At 68.0% G+C, this 15,221-nt stretch carries 14 protein-coding genes; 1 reads left to right on the top strand and 13 read right to left on the bottom strand.

Annotation, left to right across the window (positions count from 1 at the left end):
• Window positions 1-50: 50 nt before the first annotated feature.
• The 13 genes from A9973_RS06950 to A9973_RS06890 form a co-directional block, all read right to left on the bottom strand.
• Window positions 51-1,019: a FecR domain-containing protein gene (locus tag A9973_RS06950; RefSeq protein ID WP_183012991.1), complete on the bottom strand. Its 969-nt coding sequence runs from the start codon at window positions 1,017-1,019 to the stop codon at window positions 51-53.
• The gene (locus A9973_RS06945; protein WP_183012990.1) at window positions 1,016-1,516 is read right to left on the bottom strand and encodes a sigma-70 family RNA polymerase sigma factor; all 501 of its coding nucleotides are present in this window, start codon (window positions 1,514-1,516) and stop codon (window positions 1,016-1,018) included. The genes A9973_RS06950 and A9973_RS06945 overlap by 4 nt, the downstream gene beginning before the upstream one ends.
• Window positions 1,517-1,594: 78 nt before the next feature.
• On the bottom strand, window positions 1,595-2,566 hold the full coding sequence (locus A9973_RS06940) for a tripartite tricarboxylate transporter substrate binding protein (RefSeq protein ID WP_183012989.1): 972 nt from the start codon (window positions 2,564-2,566) through the stop codon (window positions 1,595-1,597).
• Between the two features lie 161 nt (window positions 2,567-2,727).
• Window positions 2,728-4,269 carry a malonyl-CoA synthase gene (locus A9973_RS06935; RefSeq protein WP_183012988.1) on the bottom strand — a complete coding sequence of 514 codons (1,542 nt, stop codon included), beginning with the start codon at window positions 4,267-4,269 and terminating at the stop codon, window positions 2,728-2,730.
• Between the two features lie 5 nt (window positions 4,270-4,274).
• Window positions 4,275-5,066 (bottom strand): enoyl-CoA hydratase/isomerase family protein, encoded by a 792-nt coding sequence (locus tag A9973_RS06930; protein ID WP_183012987.1) that lies wholly within the window; start codon window positions 5,064-5,066, stop codon window positions 4,275-4,277.
• A 46-nt stretch (window positions 5,067-5,112) separates the two neighbouring features.
• On the bottom strand, window positions 5,113-6,429 hold the full coding sequence (locus tag A9973_RS06925) for a malonyl-CoA decarboxylase domain-containing protein (RefSeq protein ID WP_183012986.1): 1,317 nt from the start codon (window positions 6,427-6,429) through the stop codon (window positions 5,113-5,115).
• Entirely contained in the window at window positions 6,380-7,132 is a 753-nt protein-coding gene (locus A9973_RS06920) for a GntR family transcriptional regulator (RefSeq protein WP_183012985.1), read from the bottom strand. The genes A9973_RS06925 and A9973_RS06920 overlap by 50 nt, the downstream gene beginning before the upstream one ends.
• 165 nt (window positions 7,133-7,297) lie before the next feature.
• Complete coding sequence (locus tag A9973_RS06915) at window positions 7,298-8,068, bottom strand: spermidine synthase (protein WP_183012984.1); 771 nt, start codon at window positions 8,066-8,068, stop codon at window positions 7,298-7,300.
• A gap of 58 nt (window positions 8,069-8,126) precedes the next feature.
• Window positions 8,127-9,176, bottom strand: a complete 1,050-nt coding sequence (locus A9973_RS06910) for an acyl-CoA dehydrogenase family protein (protein WP_255469047.1) — start codon at window positions 9,174-9,176, stop codon at window positions 8,127-8,129.
• Window position 9,177: 1 nt separating this feature from the next.
• On the bottom strand, window positions 9,178-10,371 hold the full coding sequence (locus tag A9973_RS06905) for an acyl-CoA dehydrogenase family protein (RefSeq protein ID WP_183012983.1): 1,194 nt from the start codon (window positions 10,369-10,371) through the stop codon (window positions 9,178-9,180).
• 5 nt (window positions 10,372-10,376) lie between these two features.
• Window positions 10,377-11,345, bottom strand: a complete 969-nt coding sequence (locus tag A9973_RS06900) for a tripartite tricarboxylate transporter substrate binding protein (RefSeq protein ID WP_183012982.1) — start codon at window positions 11,343-11,345, stop codon at window positions 10,377-10,379.
• Window positions 11,346-11,399: 54 nt separating this feature from the next.
• On the bottom strand, window positions 11,400-13,484 hold the full coding sequence (locus A9973_RS06895) for an acetate--CoA ligase family protein (RefSeq protein ID WP_183012981.1): 2,085 nt from the start codon (window positions 13,482-13,484) through the stop codon (window positions 11,400-11,402).
• Complete coding sequence (locus A9973_RS06890) at window positions 13,481-14,284, bottom strand: enoyl-CoA hydratase (protein WP_183012980.1); 804 nt, start codon at window positions 14,282-14,284, stop codon at window positions 13,481-13,483. The genes A9973_RS06895 and A9973_RS06890 overlap by 4 nt, the downstream gene beginning before the upstream one ends.
• A gap of 113 nt (window positions 14,285-14,397) precedes the next feature.
• On the opposite strand from A9973_RS06890, the gene A9973_RS06885 reads away from it, so the two are divergent.
• Window positions 14,398-15,171, top strand: coding sequence for an IclR family transcriptional regulator (locus tag A9973_RS06885; RefSeq protein ID WP_183012979.1), 774 nt, complete (start codon window positions 14,398-14,400; stop codon window positions 15,169-15,171).
• Window positions 15,172-15,221: the final 50 nt, after the last annotated feature.

Raw genomic sequence — 15,221 nt, 5'->3', positions numbered from 1 at the left:
GCCAATCGAGAACGCAAAAGTGACAGTACTGCCCTCAAAAATTCTGGCCATCACCCTCTTGGGCCAAGCACGACCCAATAGCGGGTGTAGCGGCGGGCCTGCACCGGAAGCGCGCGCTCGACGGCCGCCAGGACGCGGTCGGTGTCGCCCAGCGGGAACGATCCTGATATGCGCAGGCCTGCCACCGAGGGATCACACGCGAGCCTGCCTTTGCGGTAGCGGCCAAGTTCCTCGATGAACGCGTCCAGCCGCATCGCATCGGCGAACAGCGCGCCCCGCACCCACGCGTCGGCGTGCGGCGCGGGCCTTGCCGCCTGCACGGCGTGCTCATTGAAATAGGTGCCGGCGCCCGCCTCCAGGATCCGTGCGGCGTCCTGGCCTCCCGCCGCGGGTTCGATCCGGACGGCGCCTTCCGTCACGGCCACCCAGGCCTCGCCATCCCGCAGACGCACCACGAAGCGCGTCCCCAGCGCGGTGATCCGGCCCATCGGCGTGGCGACGGTGAACGGCCGGGGTGGAACCTGCGAATCCGCATGGGACGCGATATGCAGTTCCCCCCGGCGCTGCACGATCAGCCGCAGGGCAGCGTCGAACCGCACGTCCGCGGCGCTGTCGGTATTCAGGGTAAGCATGGTGCCGTCGGACAGCGTGGCGTCGCGCCGTTCGCCGACGACCGTGCCGAAGTCCGAGGACCAGGCCCGCCACGGCAGGCCCGCTGCCGCCGCGCCGCCCACGCCCAACGCCAGCGACAGGGCCTTCAGGGCCTGGCGTCGGCCCCGCGAAGGAACGCGGTCCAGCACCGTCAGGCCAGCTTGCGGTTCGACCTGGCCGAATTGGCGCCCCAGCATTTCCACGCGGTCCCACGCCAACCGATGCAAGGGGCTTGCGTCGATCCAGCGGCGACAGGCGGCGCCGTCCTCCGGGGTCGCCTCTTCGGCGCCCAGCCGGACGAACCAGATACTGGCTTCGCGGATGACCGATTGCGGCAGTTCGGGCCGGGCCGTGGCGCGCCGGCTCACCAGGCCGCCAGGCAATGTTGCATGGCGCGGGCCAGATACTGGCGCACTGAACTGACCGACACCTGCATGCGTTCGGCGATCTCGCCATGGCGCAGGCCTTCCAGCTGCGCCAGCAGAAACGCCTTGCGCACCTTGGCCGGCAGCCCGTCAAGCAGGCGGTCGATCTCGATCAGGGCTTCAAGCGCCAGCGCGCGGCGCTCGGGCGACGGCGCAAAGGCGTCTTCGACCAGCGCCAGACTATCCAGATAGGCGCGTTCGATGTCGCGGCGGCGGAACAGGTTGACCATCAGGCCGTGCGCGATCGTTGTCAGATAGGCACGCGGCTCGCGCAAGACGCGCGCGTCGTCCTCGCGCACCAGCACTTTCAGATAGGTATCGTGGGTCAGGTCGGCCGCGTCGAACGGACACCCGGTCTTACGGCGCAGCCAATCGCGCAACCATGACTGGTGCTGGATGTAGAGCCCCTCGACGGGCGCTGGGGAACCGCTTTGATTCATGGCATTCGACGGACCGGAGAGCAGACTTACCAATGATAACGATTATCAATAGTAATCCGAATCCGGTCCGCGAGTGCATCAATCCAGCTTGACGCCGGAATCCTTCACGACTTTGGCCCAGCGATCCACCTCGCTATCGACGAATTTGCCGAAATCGGCGCCCGTCAGCGTGGGAATCGACGAACCGTTGCCGGCCCAGGTTTCCTTGATCTTCGGCGTGTTCAAGGCCTTGGTGATTTCGACGGCCATCTTGTCGACCGCCTCTTTCGGCGTACCGGCCGGCGCCCAGATCGCGTACCAGGTCGACACGACGTAGTTGGGCACGCCCGCTTCGGCGGCGGTCGGCACGTCAGGCAATGACGCCGACCGCTCGGTGGCCGCCACCGCCAACGGCTTGATCACCCCGGCGCGGATGTGGCCGGACGACGAGCCCAGGCCGTCGAACGCCAGGTCCACCTGGCCGCCGATCAGCGCCGACAGCATCGGGCCCGCCCCCTGATAGGGCACGTCCACCAGCTTGATGCCCGTCTGCATGGCGAAGAGTTCGCCGGCCAGATGGTGCGTGCTGCCCTTGCCGGCGGTGCCGTAGTTGATCTCGCCAGGGTGCTTCTTGGCGTAGTCGATGAATTCCTGCAACGTCTTCACCGGCAGCTTGCTGGCATTGATGACCACCACCTGCGGCGGCTGCGCCACCAGCGCGACCGGCACGAAATCCTTCTGGATGTTGTAGTTCAGGCTTTTATAGAGCGACGGGGCCAGCGCATGGTGCGCGCCGCCCATGAAGAAGGTGTAGCCGTCAGGCCGGGCCTTGGCTGCCACGCCCGCGCCCACCGTGCCGCCCGCGCCGCCTTTGTTGTCGATGACCACCGCCTGACCCAGTTGCGTGGTCAGTTGCTGGGCCAGCGGGCGGGCGAACGTGTCCGTGCCGCCGCCTGCGGGGAACGGGACGATCAGCGTGATGGGGCGCTCGGGCCATTGGGCGGCGGCCGCGCCGCCGACACTCAGGGCTGCCACGGCGAATACGGCCGAGGCGGTCGTGCGAAATTTCATAATGTCTCCTCTTGCTGCATCATGGGGACGGCGCGTTTCTGTGCGTCTCGTCTCTTGAAATTCTTATGGAATGAAGCTGCCAGGACGGCGTCGCGTTATGTGGGGATGGACCTCCTTGGAAAAAAAATGCCGGCCCCTGGGGACCGGCATCCTGGCTGGCGTCAAAGCGCCTTGTAGGTTTCGCGCAGCACGTTCTTCTGCACCTTGCCCATGGTGTTGCGCGGCAGCTGGTCGACGATGTGCACGCGCTTGGGCACCTTGAAGTTCGCGATGCGCGACTTCAGCTCAAGCTGCATGGCGCCCGCGTCCAGCGACACGCCGTCCTTGGGTACGACGACCGCCACCACGGCCTCGCCGAAATCCGCGTGCGGCACGCCGATGACCGCCGATTCCGCCACGCCGGGCATGTCGTCGATCAGGGTCTCGATCTCTTTCGGGTAGACGTTGAAACCGCCGGAGATGATCAGGTCCTTGCTGCGGCCCACGATCGACAGGTAGTCGGCCGGCACGTCGCGCCCGGCGGATTCCCCGCCCCAACGGCCCACGTCGCCCGTCTTGAACCAGCCGTCTTCCGTGAATTCCTCGCGGGTCTTTTCCGGCATGCGCCAGTAGCCCGAGAACACGTTGGGCCCGCGCACCTGCACGTTGCCGATCTCGCCCGGCGCCAGCGCGATGCCGGCGTCGTCCACCACGCGCACCTGCACGCCCGGCAACGCGCGGCCGACCGTGCCGGCCAGGCGTTCGCCCAGCTTGGCGTCATACGGGTTGGACGTCAGCATGACGGTCTCGCTCATGCCGTAGCGTTCCAGGATGGCGTGGCCGCTACGCTTCTGGAAATCGGAGAACGTCTCGGCCAGCAGCGGAGCGGAGCCCGAGATGAACAGGCGCATGTTGGCGCACACCCCGCGGTTGAACCGCGGGTCGGCCAACAGGCGCACGTAGTACGTGGGCACGCCCATCATCACCGTGCAGCGCGGCAGATAGTGCAGCGCCTGATCGGCGTCCAGCTTGGGCAGCCAGATCATCTTGGCGCCGGCCAGCAGCGCCCCGTGCGAGGCCACGAACAGGCCGTGCACATGGAAAATGGGCAGCATGTGAAGCAGCACGTCGTCTTCGCGCCAGCCCCAGTATTCATGCAGCACCCGCGCGTTGGCTGCCAGGTTGCCATGCGACAGCATCGCGCCCTTGCTGCGGCCGGTGGTGCCGGACGTGTACAGGATGGCGGCCAGGTCGTCGGGCTGGCGGACGGCGGTCTTGAAGGTTTGCGGCAAGCCGCCCGCGGCGGCCAGCAGCGTGCCGGTGCGGTCTTCGTCCAGGGTGTAGACGTGCGCACATCCCGCCTTGTCGGCGGCGCGCTGCACCCAGTCCCGGTTCTTGCTGGCGCAGACCACCACGGCCGGCTCGGCGTTGCCCAGGAAGTACTCGATCTCGGATTCGCGGTAGGCCGTGTTCAACGGCAGATACACCAGCCCGGCGCGCAGCGTGGCCAGATACAGCAGCAGCGCTTCCGGCGACTTTTCGACTTGAACCGCCACGCGCGAACCGTCTGGAAGATCCAGCGACGTCAGCAGGTTGGCCAGGCACGCGGTGGCGCGGTCGATGTCGTCCCAGGTGTATTCAAGGTCGGGCGTTTCCAGCGCGACTTTGCTGCGGTCTTTGGGAAAGCCGCCTTGCAGGACAGCATAGAGATTGGCGTTGCTCACCTTGGTCAGTCTCCGGAAAAGGAAGGGTCTACGCCGGCCAGGAAGGCGCGCACGCCTTCCTTGTGGTCCCGGCTTTCGGCATAGGAGAAATAATCCTGATACTCGTCCTCGGTCAAGGCGCCACCTTGGGTCAGCCTTGCGGACAAGCGTTTGTTGATGCGGGCCGCCAGCGGCGCGCCCTGGGCGATGCGCCCGGCGCTGCGGCGTACGGCGTCGGCGACCTGATCATCGGGCACGATGCGGGTCAACAGGCCCAGGCCAAGCGCTTCTTCGGCGCCGAACACGCGGCCTTCCAGCAGGATGGCCAACGTGGCCGCGCGCCCGGCCAGCGCAAGCAGCCCGCGCATCTCGTCGGGCGCCATGGGGAAGCCCAGGCGATTGATCGGCACGCCGAAGCGCGCGGATGCCCCGGCGATGCGCAGGTCGCACTGGCTGGCGATCTCCAGCCCGCCCCCCACGCACACGCCGTCGATCTGCGCGATGACGGGATGCGGGCATTGCGCCACGGCCTGCAAGGCGGGGGCCAGGATCTCGCGGTGATAGCGCTGCACGCCCGCCATGTCGGCCCGCTGGGCGGGAAATTCGCGGATGTCCGCGCCGGCCGCGAAATTGCCGCCCTCGCCGCGCACGACCACGCAGCGCACGGCGCCGTCGGCGGCAAGCTGCGTGAACACGTCCTGCAGCTCGCGCCACATGCCTACCGTTATCGCGTTCAGGCGGCCCGGGTGCGACAGCGTCACCCAGGCCAGCGCCCCGTCGCGTTCCAGCCGCACGCGGCCAGTCACGTCTTCCGTCATGTCCCCTGCCCTTTCTTATTGATGGTTGGCGCCGTGTATCCGGCGGTCAGGCCACGCGCCCCACGCTCCGGCTGACTTGCGGGCGGCCTTCGCCCAGCTTGGCCAGATTCGTGTCCAGTTCATCCAGGTCGTACAGATAATTGACCATCAGCCCGCATGACTGCTTCAGGCCTTTCTGGGACGTATCGGCCGCCCAGTTCAGGCGTTCGATGCGCGCGCCGTTGCCCAGATGGAAACGCGCCACGGCATCCAGCGGCAAGCTGTTCTTCATGGACTGCAGATAGCTGGCGGCCAGGCGGAAACCCGCGCGCTTGACGACGTCGGGTGCGCGGCCCTGGGCGGCCTTGGCCAGGCGCGACACCCAGCGCTGCCCGTCCGGCACGCCTTCGCGCTTGCGATCCTTGGCCCGCGCCTTGTCTTCGCGCACGATGCCCTCGACGGCCTCGGCGTCCAGCTTGCCCAGCCAATCCGAAAACCCCGGAATCGGCGACAGGGTGGCAAAGGACTTCAGCTTGGGCAGTTCGTCCAGCAACTGCTCAACCACGCGCTTGAGCAGGAAGTTGCCGAAGCTGATGCCCTTCAGGCCGGGTTGCGTATTCGAGATGGAATAGAAGATCGCCCAGCGGGCCTTGTCCAGATCCTGCGGCGGCAGCGTGCTGTCCAGCAGCACCTGCACGTTGTCGGCCATCTGGCTGGCGAACGCCACTTCCACGAAGATCAGCGGCACGCCCGGCATCTGCGGATGGAAGTAGGCGTAGCAACGGCGGTCGGGCGACACGCGGCGGCGCAGGTCGTCCCAGGACGTGATTTCATGGACGGCTTCGTACAGGATCAGCTTTTCCAGCAACGACGCCGGCGAATCCCAGGTCAACGGGCGCAGTTCCAGCAGACCCACGTCGAACCAGGCCGACAGCAGACCTTCCAGCTCTTTGTCCAGGCCCTGGATGCCCGCGACCTGCTTGCGCCAGCGCAGCATGTCGGCGCGCAAATCCACCAGGAAGCGCAGGCCCTGCGCCTGCGCATTGAAGCGCTTGAACAAGCGCGTGCCCTCCCCGCCGTCGCCCGCGTACGTAGCGCGGACTTGCGCCAGCGCGGCCAGCATCAGCCGGCGGTCCTTGCCGTCAGCCGCGGTGTATTGCTCGCACCAGCGGCGCGCCAGCTTGTTCGCGGCGACGTCGGTCAACCGGGCTTCGAACAGGCGCCGCACTTCGGATTCGCTGGGCAGGCGCCCGCGCTCCCACAGGCGGCCCAGCCGCGTGATCAGGCTGGCGCCTTCGGCGGCCGACGCGGCGTCGATCGCTTCGGCCTCGGGCTCAGGCGTGCGTGCGCCCCGCGCGGGCGCGAGATTGGCGGGTACGGACATGGGCGGGCTCCTGGATGACGATGGGATCGGATAACGCCGGATCGGCGGCGTCTTCATTGGCTAATGCGCGCAGCGCTTCCAGCTGCCGCATCAAATGGGTGTGCGCCAGCGCCTGCGCGGCGTCGCTGTCATGCGCCTTCAGGGCGGCGAAGATGGCCAGGTGTTCGGCGCAGGACTGGTCGATGCGCCCTGGCCGCGCCAGGCTGCGGTGCCGCGACAGGCTCAGCACCTTGCGCAGATTGCCCACCATGTCGTTCAGCCACTGATTGCCGGACAAGGCCTGCACGGCCTCGTGGATCAGATAGTTGGTCTGGTAATAGGCATCGATGCGGCCGGCTTCGGCGTGGCCCGCCAGTTCGGCATGCAGGGGTTCAAGCGCGGCCAGTTCGGCGTCGCTGGCCTTGCGCGCGGCCTCGAAGGCGCAGCGCCCTTCCAGCATCGCCATCAACGGGAAGATGTCTTCCAGGTCTTGCGTGGACAGTTCGTTGACGAAGCAGCCGCGCCGCGGCTCAAGCCGCACCAGCCCTTCGGTGGCCAGCACCTTCAACGCCTCGCGCAAAGGCGTGCGGGAAATACCCAATTCGCCCGCCAGCCGCAGCTCGTCGATCCATTCGCCGTTGGTCAGCGCGCGCGCATGGATCATGGCGCGCAGCCGATCCGCGACTTCCAGGTACAGGGCTTGACGGACGATGGGTTGGCTCATGGGGGGCAACGGTTCGGACTACACCGTAATTCATAATTATGAATAAGCCCATGATAGATCCCGACCAGGGCAAAGGTAAACCCCCGCCCGCCCCGTGACTACCCTAATAAGAATTGAGGGTCCGGCCCCCAACGGCCGGCCCCGACAGCCGCCTTCCGGGGGCTTTTAGAAATGCAGCACGCCGTCCACGGCGTGGCGGGTCAGCGCGCGGGCCCAGCGGCGGGCCGGCAGCCCATATTTGGATTCCACGACTTCGGCCCGCTCCAGCAGTTCGGCCGGCGTGATCGCCAGGCTCGGCCCCGAAAAGGCCAGCACGATCTGGTTGCCCGCATCGACTTCAGGCAGCAGCACCACGCGGTCGTCGAACGCCTTGGACAGGTTGTCGATGTTCTTGCCGAAGCTGTCGTGACGGCCGAACAGGTTCACCGCCAGCACACCCACATCGCCCAGCACGCGACGGCAGTCGCGGTAGAACTTCACGCTGTCGCGCACCGGCCCTTCGGCCGCGGCGTCGTACAGGTCGACCATCAGCACCGGGCAGCGCCCGGCGTTCAGCGGGTCGGCCGCCCAGGCGCCGGCGTCGGCGTGTTCGACCTGCAAGCGGTTTTCACCCGGCAGGCGGAAGAACATGTGGCACGCCGCCGTCACGCGGGGATTCCATTCCACCGCCAGCAAGGGGCTGCGCGTGTGCTTCACGCAGAACCGCACGAGCGACCCCGCGCCCAGGCCGAGCATGCCGATGGCCTCTTCCTTGGGCGGTTCCAGGAACAGCAGCCAGGCCATCATCTGGCCGGTGTATTCCAGCACCAGTTCCGACGGGTTCTTGATGCGCATGGCGCCCTGGACCCATTCGGTGTTGAAGTGCAGATAGCGGACGCCGTCCACTTCGGACAGCGTGGGCTGGTCCAGCTCAGAGGGGAAGTTCGATTTATTCATGGCGGGATTGTAGGTCGGACGCCGCCAGCCGTCAGACCGGCCCCGCGCCTGCCTTGCTTCAGCCCGTGAACACCGCCACCCCGTCGGCGGCGCCCTCCCAGATGCGTTCCAGCCGTTCCGCGCAGGACGCCTCGACATGCAGGCTGGCCGACAGGCGCAGCACGCGCTTCAGGTACAGGTGCGCGTCGCACTCCCACGTCACGCCCATCGCGCCATGCGCCTGGATGGCGTTCTGGGCAGCGCGGCGCCCGCCCTCCACGGCCAGCAAGGGCACGTACAGGCTGTCGCGGTCCGCCGAGACGGCGCCGGCATCGTGCGCGGATGCCGCCGCCATCCCGGCGAGCCGCGCGTCGTCCAACGCCATCCAGTCATCGGCCAGGCGGTGCTTGATCGCCTGATTGGCGCCGATGGGCCGGTCGAATTGGCGGCGTTCGCGCGCATAGGCCGCCGCCATGTCCAGCGCGGCGGTCGCCGCCCCCAGCAGCTCGGCCGAACGCAGCAGGCATAGCCGCGTGCGCAGCCGCCGCCACATGCCGGCATCGACAGGCAGATCGATACGGTCCAGCAGTTCGGGGCGCGCCACGTGCGCCACCGGCATCGTCGGGTCCAGGCCGGCGGCGCCGGGCACGGGCGCATACCGTTCCAGCCGCAACGCCTGCGGCCCGATGTTGCGCACCGCCAGCGCAGCCACGCCCTCGCCCGCGCCCTCGATAAAGGCCGACCCGTCCGGACGCAAAGCGGCGTCGGCGAAATAGGCGCCGCCGTCCATCATCGCCCGCGCCCATTGCGCAGGCGCGCCGTCGATGCCCGCTTCGCACAAGGTGGGCAGCACGACCATGTTGGCCACCAGCGGCAAGCTCAACAGATGCCGCCCGGCAGCTTCGGCCACGATCCAGGCCTCGCGCAGGCCCAGCCCCAGTCCGTCGGATGCGGCAGGCGCCAGCAGTGCTGGCCAGCCCTGCGCCGCGATGTCGGCCCATAGCGCCAGCCGGGCATCGGCCGGCCGCTTGACCGCGCCGCGCGCCACGGCAGGAGGATGGCGCTCGGTCAAAAAGCGCTGCGCCGCGTCTTGCAGCATGCGCTGGTCTTCGTTCAGAGACAAAGTCATGTCAGCCTTTGGGCAAGCCCAGCATCTGCTCGGCGATGATGTTGCGCTGGATCTCGGACGTGCCGGCCAGGATGGTTTCCGCGCGCGACCACAGATAGGCATGCGCCAGCGCCGCCGCCTGCTCGTCAGCGCCTTCGCCGTTTTCGGCCACGCAAGCCGTTTCACCCAGCAGTTGCATGGACAGTTCCAGCAGGCGCTGGTGCGCTTCGCTCCAATGGATCTTGGTGGACGACCCTTCGGGGCCGGGCGGGTCGCCCCGCATGGCGCCGGCCAGCGCGCGCTGCGACTTCAGCGCCAGCACATGGCTATCCGCCGCCAGCCGCGCCCACTTGTGACGCACGGCGGATGACGAGGCGGGCACGTGCCCGTAGGCGTCGGGGCGCAGCGCCAGACGCCGCACCAGGTCCAGTTCCTGCGCGAAGCGCACCAGGCGCGGAATGAAGTAGGTGCCGCGTTCGAAACTGGCCGCGGCCATCGCCACCTTCCAGCCCTGGTTCTCTTCGCCCAGCAGCAAGTTCTGCGGCACGAAGACGTCTTCGAAGAACACTTCGCAGAATTCGGCCTCGCCCGTGATCTGCCGGATGGGTTCCACCCGCACGCCGGCGCTGCCCATGTCCACCAGCAGGAAACTCAGGCCACGGTGCTTGGGCGCCTGCGGATCGGTGCGCGCCAGCACGAAGCACCACTGCGCGCGGTCGGCGAACGACGTCCAGATCTTGTGGCCGTTCAGCCGGTAGCCGCCCGCCACGGGTTCGGCGCGCGTGCGCACCGACGCCAGGTCGGATCCGGCGCCCGGTTCCGAATAGCCCTGGCACCAGACCTCGCGGTTGGCCAGGATGCCGGGCAGGAAACGGCGTTTTTGCGCCTCGGTGCCGAAGTGCAGCAGCGTGGGCGCAAGAATGCCGTGTCCGATCAGGTTCACGCCCAACGGCGCGCCGCAGCGCGCATGCTCTTCGTGGAACACCGCCTGCCGCGACAACGGCAAGCCTTTGCCGCCGTAGGCTTCGGGCCAGCCCAGGCCGGACCAGCCTTGGGCGCACAGGGTGTCTTCCCAGGCGCGCCGGAAATCCAGATCGCGCGGGGCCGCCCCGCCCGGCCAATCCCGGGCGAAGGCGGCATAGGCCGAGGTCAGCCAGCCGCGCAATTCCAGGCGGAAGGCGGCGTCATCCTGCGCCGCGTTCTCCAATCGGCTCATGCGCCCTACTCCAGACGGATGTTGGATTCGCGCGCCACCTTTGCCCAGGTGGTCACGTCTTGCCGGATAAACGCCGCGAACGCCTTGGGATCGCTGCCGATGATGTCCAGCCCCAGGCCAACGAACTGCGCCTTCACATCGGGCTGCTGCAGGATCTGCGCCAGGTTCTGGTAGAGCTTGTCGATCACCGGCTGCGGCGTGCGCGCGGGCGCCACCAGTCCCAGCCACGGCATCGCCGAATAGCCCGGCAGGCCCGAAGACGCCACCGTCGGCAAATCCGGCACGGACGCCGACGGCTGCGTCGTGGTCACGGCCAGCGCGCGCAGCTTGCCGTCCTTGACGAAGGGGCCCGACGACGCCCAGGCGTCGAACATCACCTGGATGCGGCCGGCGACCAGATCGTTCAGCGCGGGCGCGCTGCCCTTGTACGGGATGTGCGCCATCTGCACGCCCGCCATGCTGTTGAAGAGCTCGGCTTCCAGATGGGTCGAACTGCCGGTGCCGACCGAACCGTAGCTGACCTTGCCCGGATTGGCCTTCAGGTAGGCAATCAGTTCGCCCACGTTCTTGGCCGGGATCGACGGATGCACCTCCAGCACATGCACCACCGACGCCACCTGGCTGACCGGCGCGAAATCCTTGATGGGGTCGTAGTTGACCTTGGCATAGATGCTGGGCGCGATGCCCAGCGACGACGCCGCCATCAGCAAGGTATAGCCGTCCGGTTCGGCCCGCGACACATAGTCGGAGGCGATCATCGTCCCGCCGCCCGGCTTGTTTTCGACGATCACAGTCTGCCCCAGCTTCGCGGTCAGCCGCTCGGCCAGCAAGCGGCTCATGATGTCGGCCGCGCCGCCGGGCGAGAACGGCACCACGATGCGCACGGGGCGGCTGGGAAAGGGGTCCTGGGCAAGCGCCGGATTCGCGGCGCCGATGCAGGCCAGCGCGACGCCGGCCAATAGTCTCTTCATCATGCTTGTCTCCTCCTGGGGATGCGCTGCGCGCGGCCGCGTGATTGCGTGTGCGCGCTACGGGGTTGCGGGCAGGATCAGCGCGTCCAGTACCGCGACGCCTTGTCCCGCCTCTTTGATCAGCAATGGGTTGACTTCGATTTCCGCCACGTCCGCGGGCGCCGCCAGCAAGGCGTTGCCCACGGCCACGATGCCGCGGCAAGCCGCCGCCAGATCGGCGCGGGGCTTGCCCCGGTAGCCGTCCAGCAACGGAAACGCCTTCAGTTCGCGCAGCATCTGCAGGGCGATGTCCTCGTCGACCGGCAGCAGGCGATGGCTGGTGTCCTGGTACAGCTCGGTCAGCACGCCGCCCAGGCCTACGGTCAGGACCGGGCCAAACACCGGATCGCGCGTGGCGCCCACGATGATCTCGGCCGCGCCGCGCTCCATCTTCTGCACCATCACGCCGTCGATGCGCGCATCGGGCTGCGCCTGCCGGGCGGACTGGCTCACGTGGCCGAAGGCCGCCTGCACCGCCGCGTCGTCGGCCAGACCCAGCGCGACGCCGCCGGCCTCCGTCTTGTGCGCGATGTCGGCGCTAAGGATCTTCAGCGCCACGGGATAGCCCGCCGCGCGCGCATCGGCCACGGCTTCGCCGGCGTCGCGTGCGGCATGCGCCTGCGCCTGCGGCAGCCCGAAGGCGGCGACATAGGCGCGCGCATCGACTTCGTTGCAGGGCAGCGCCGGCACCGGCACGGCGTCCAGGCGCGGCATCGGCGCGATGCGCTTGGCGCCGCGCGCCTCGCACCAGAGCAGATACGGCGCCAGCGCAGACACGGCTTGGCCCAGGTCTTCGAACACGGCGACTTCGGCGGCGCGCAGGGCGGCGCGGCTTTGCGCCAGGCCGGTGTCGATCGCGACGAACAGCCGCGGATGCTGGCGCGAGGCCTCGGCCAGCGCGTCCGCCATGCGGTCCAGCATGTAGCCGGGGGCATAGACCACCACCGCGTCGATCGCGTCAGTTGTCGCCAGGGCCTGCAGCACCGTGCGCACGAAGTCGGGATCGTTGACCACGTTGCCGGTCACGTCCACGGGATTGCCGACCATGCCGTAATCGGGAATGCCGCCGCGCAGCACGGCTTGCAGGGAATCGGGAAGGTCGGGCAGGTCCAGCCCCGCGCCGATGAACTTGTCGGCCAGGATCGCGCCCAGCGCGCCCGACATCGTCAGAACGGCCACCCGCTTGCCCGCGCTGCGGTGACGCAGCGTCGCCAGGCTGGCCAGATGCGCCATCTGCGCGAAGTCCGAGGCCTCGATGACGTTCAGCTGGCGGAAGGCCGCCGCGTACACGCGCCGGTCTCCGGCCAATGCCGACGTGTGCGACCGCACGGCTTGCGCGCCCTTGTCCGTGCTGCCCGCCTTCAGCGCGATCAGCAGCTTGCCCTGGCGCTCAAGTTCGCGGCAGGCGCGCACGAAGCGTTCGCCGTCGCGCAATTGCTCGATATAGCCCAGCACGATTTCCGTCTGCGGATCGGCGGCCAGGTATTCCAGGTATTGCGAGAAATCCAGGCAGGCTTCGTTGCCGGTGTTGATGAAGTGCGAAAACGGCAGGTCCAATCGGCGCGCAATGGCGTACACGGCCGCGCACACGTTGCCGCTCTGCGTCAGCAGGCTGACGACGCCCGGCCCGGTCTGCGCCGGCGCGGTCTTGAAGACCGAGGCGAACGCCGTATGCGCCTGCGTGTTCAGGTTGGCGAAGCCCATGCAGTTCGGGCCCGCCACGGCCATGCCGCTTTCCAGCACGAACGCTTCCAGCTCGTCCTGCAAGCGCGCGCCGTCGCCGCCCGCCTCGGCGAATCCGGCAGCGTAGACGATGGCGGCGCGCACGCCCCGGGCGTGGCAGCGGCGCAGCATGGGCGTGACCTCGGCGGCGGCGATCGCCAGCACCGCCAGGTCCACCGATTCGGGCACGGCTTCGATGTCCGGCCAGCAGCGCTTGCCGAACACTTCCTGGTACTTCGGGTTCACGGGATAGATGCCGCCGGCGTAGCCGAAGCGGGTCAGCAGTTCCAAAGGCATGCCGCCGATGCGCCCGGCGTTCGCGCTGGCCCCGATCATGGCGATGGAGCGCGGGTTCAGCAGGCAATCCAGCGCCGTCCTCATGCCGTTTCGCCCTTCTTGTTGCGCTGGATGGCCTGGGCCAGCCCGCGCTCGCGCACCGCCTGGAATTCCTCGCTCAGGTGCGACAGCTGATGCGTGTCGAAGTGCGCCGACAGCGCGGTGCGGAACCCCTGGGCGTCCGCCGTGCGGTTCAGCGACCGCTTGATCAGGCGCAGGCCGAAAGGCGGCGCCTGGGCGATGCGCCGCGCCAACGCCAGCGTCGCCTCGTCCAGCTCGGCCTCGGGCACGACCCGGTTCACCATGCCGATGCGCAGCGCTTCCTGCGCGTCGACCTTCTCGCCGGTGTAGAGCATTTCCTTGGCTTTGCGCAGGCCCATCACCCACGGGTGGATCAACACTTCAGTCGCGGCGGCGGCCAGGGTGTGGCCCACCGGGTCGGAAAAATACGCCGTGTCCGAACACACCACCAGATCGCACATGTTGGCGATCATGAAGCCGCCTGCGACGCAGGCGCCCTGCACTTGCGCGACGGTCGGCTTCGGAAAATCCCAGATGCGCAGGCAATAGCCGTAGTAGCGGCGCGACTCGTAGTCCCAGCGCTCTTCCACCGTGAAGTCCGCGCGCTTGGCCTGCGCCTCTTTCAGGTCGTGCCCCGCGGAGAAATGCGCGCCGCGGCCCGCCAGCACGACGACCCGCACGGCATCGTCTTGCTCGGCGCGCGTCAGGGCGTCGTCCAGTTCGTCCAGCATCTGCTGGCTTTGGGCATTGCGCGCGGATTCGCGCGCCAGGCTGATGCGGCATACCGAGTCAAGCCGTTCGACGGCCAGGGTGGCGTATTCCATAGTCTCCTCGTCTCTTGCTATGTCCGCGCTCGACACCGGCGCGGATCGACTGGATTGAATTAACGCACCCTAAATCCTAGAATACAAAATATTCAATCAATATTTCCCACAATATGAACAAATCACCGGCCACTGGCGGCACGCAAAGCATGCGCCGCGCCTTAGGGCTGCTGCGCGTGCTGGCGCAGCACCAGGAAGACGGCATCGACCTGCAGGGCGTGATGAGCGCGACCGGGCTGGAACGCTCGACCGCGCACCGCCTCTTGAGCTGCCTGCTGGAAGAACAGTTCGCCGAACGCGACAACGGCACCCGGCGCTACCGCCTGGGCGTGGATTCCATGCAATTGGGATTTGCCGCGCTACGGCGCACGCCCTTGCTGGACGCGTTGCGGCCGTTCGCGCAAAAGCTCGCGCGCCTGTCGGGCGACACCGTTTTCCTGGTCATCCGCCAGGGCGATTACGCCTTGTGCCTGCTGCGGGAAGCCGGCTCGTTCCCGGTGAAGGTCTTCACCATCGACCAGGGCGAACGCCGCCTGCTGGGCGTGGGCGCCGGCGGGCTGGCGCTGATGGCCAGCCTGCCGGACGAGGACATCGCGTCGCTGTACGCCAGGCACGCGGCAAGCTACGCGCAGATCGGCGTCACCAGCAGCGCCTTGATGAAGTCCGTGAAGCAGACGCGCGCGGCCGGATACTCCGAGATCGTGGATACGATCACGCCGGGCGTGTCAGGGGTGGGGGTGGCGTTCCCGGTGTCGGAACTGACCTGGGTCGCATTCAGCTTCGGGGCGATCAGCAGCCGGCTCGATGGCCCGCGCCGCGTGCAGATGGGCGCGCTGCTGCGCGCCGAATGCCTGGCGTGGGCCCAGGATTACCTGGGCCACGCCTGAGGCTGCGCGACGCGGTCCTGGCAACGCGCCAGGACCGGTCAGGCTTGCGG

The organism is Achromobacter sp. UMC46, from assembly GCF_014170335.1.
In the GTDB taxonomy this organism is placed as follows: Bacteria; Pseudomonadota; Gammaproteobacteria; order Burkholderiales; family Burkholderiaceae_B; genus Achromobacter.
The sequence above is the reverse complement of the archived record's forward strand: the minus strand, read 5'-3'. Positions and strand labels throughout refer to the sequence as shown.

What these genes read in the sequence shown, in the direction of transcription:
- A9973_RS06910 (WP_255469047.1), bottom strand. Translation starts at nt 9,176, where the DNA reads ATGACTTTGTCTCTGAACGAAGACCAGCGCATGCTGCAAGACGCGGCG.
- A9973_RS06925 (WP_183012986.1), bottom strand. Translation starts at nt 6,429, where the DNA reads ATGTCCGTACCCGCCAATCTCGCGCCCGCGCGGGGCGCACGCACGCCT.
- A9973_RS06900 (WP_183012982.1), bottom strand. Translation starts at nt 11,345, where the DNA reads ATGATGAAGAGACTATTGGCCGGCGTCGCGCTGGCCTGCATCGGCGCC.
- A9973_RS06915 (WP_183012984.1), bottom strand. Translation starts at nt 8,068, where the DNA reads ATGAATAAATCGAACTTCCCCTCTGAGCTGGACCAGCCCACGCTGTCC.
- A9973_RS06930 (WP_183012987.1), bottom strand. Translation starts at nt 5,066, where the DNA reads ATGACGGAAGACGTGACTGGCCGCGTGCGGCTGGAACGCGACGGGGCG.
- A9973_RS06905 (WP_183012983.1), bottom strand. Translation starts at nt 10,371, where the DNA reads ATGAGCCGATTGGAGAACGCGGCGCAGGATGACGCCGCCTTCCGCCTG.
- A9973_RS06920 (WP_183012985.1), bottom strand. Translation starts at nt 7,132, where the DNA reads ATGAGCCAACCCATCGTCCGTCAAGCCCTGTACCTGGAAGTCGCGGAT.
- A9973_RS06890 (WP_183012980.1), bottom strand. Translation starts at nt 14,284, where the DNA reads ATGGAATACGCCACCCTGGCCGTCGAACGGCTTGACTCGGTATGCCGC.
- A9973_RS06895 (WP_183012981.1), bottom strand. Translation starts at nt 13,484, where the DNA reads ATGAGGACGGCGCTGGATTGCCTGCTGAACCCGCGCTCCATCGCCATG.
- A9973_RS06945 (WP_183012990.1), bottom strand. Translation starts at nt 1,516, where the DNA reads ATGAATCAAAGCGGTTCCCCAGCGCCCGTCGAGGGGCTCTACATCCAG.
- A9973_RS06940 (WP_183012989.1), bottom strand. Translation starts at nt 2,566, where the DNA reads ATGAAATTTCGCACGACCGCCTCGGCCGTATTCGCCGTGGCAGCCCTG.
- A9973_RS06885 (WP_183012979.1), top strand. Translation starts at nt 14,398, where the DNA reads ATGAACAAATCACCGGCCACTGGCGGCACGCAAAGCATGCGCCGCGCC.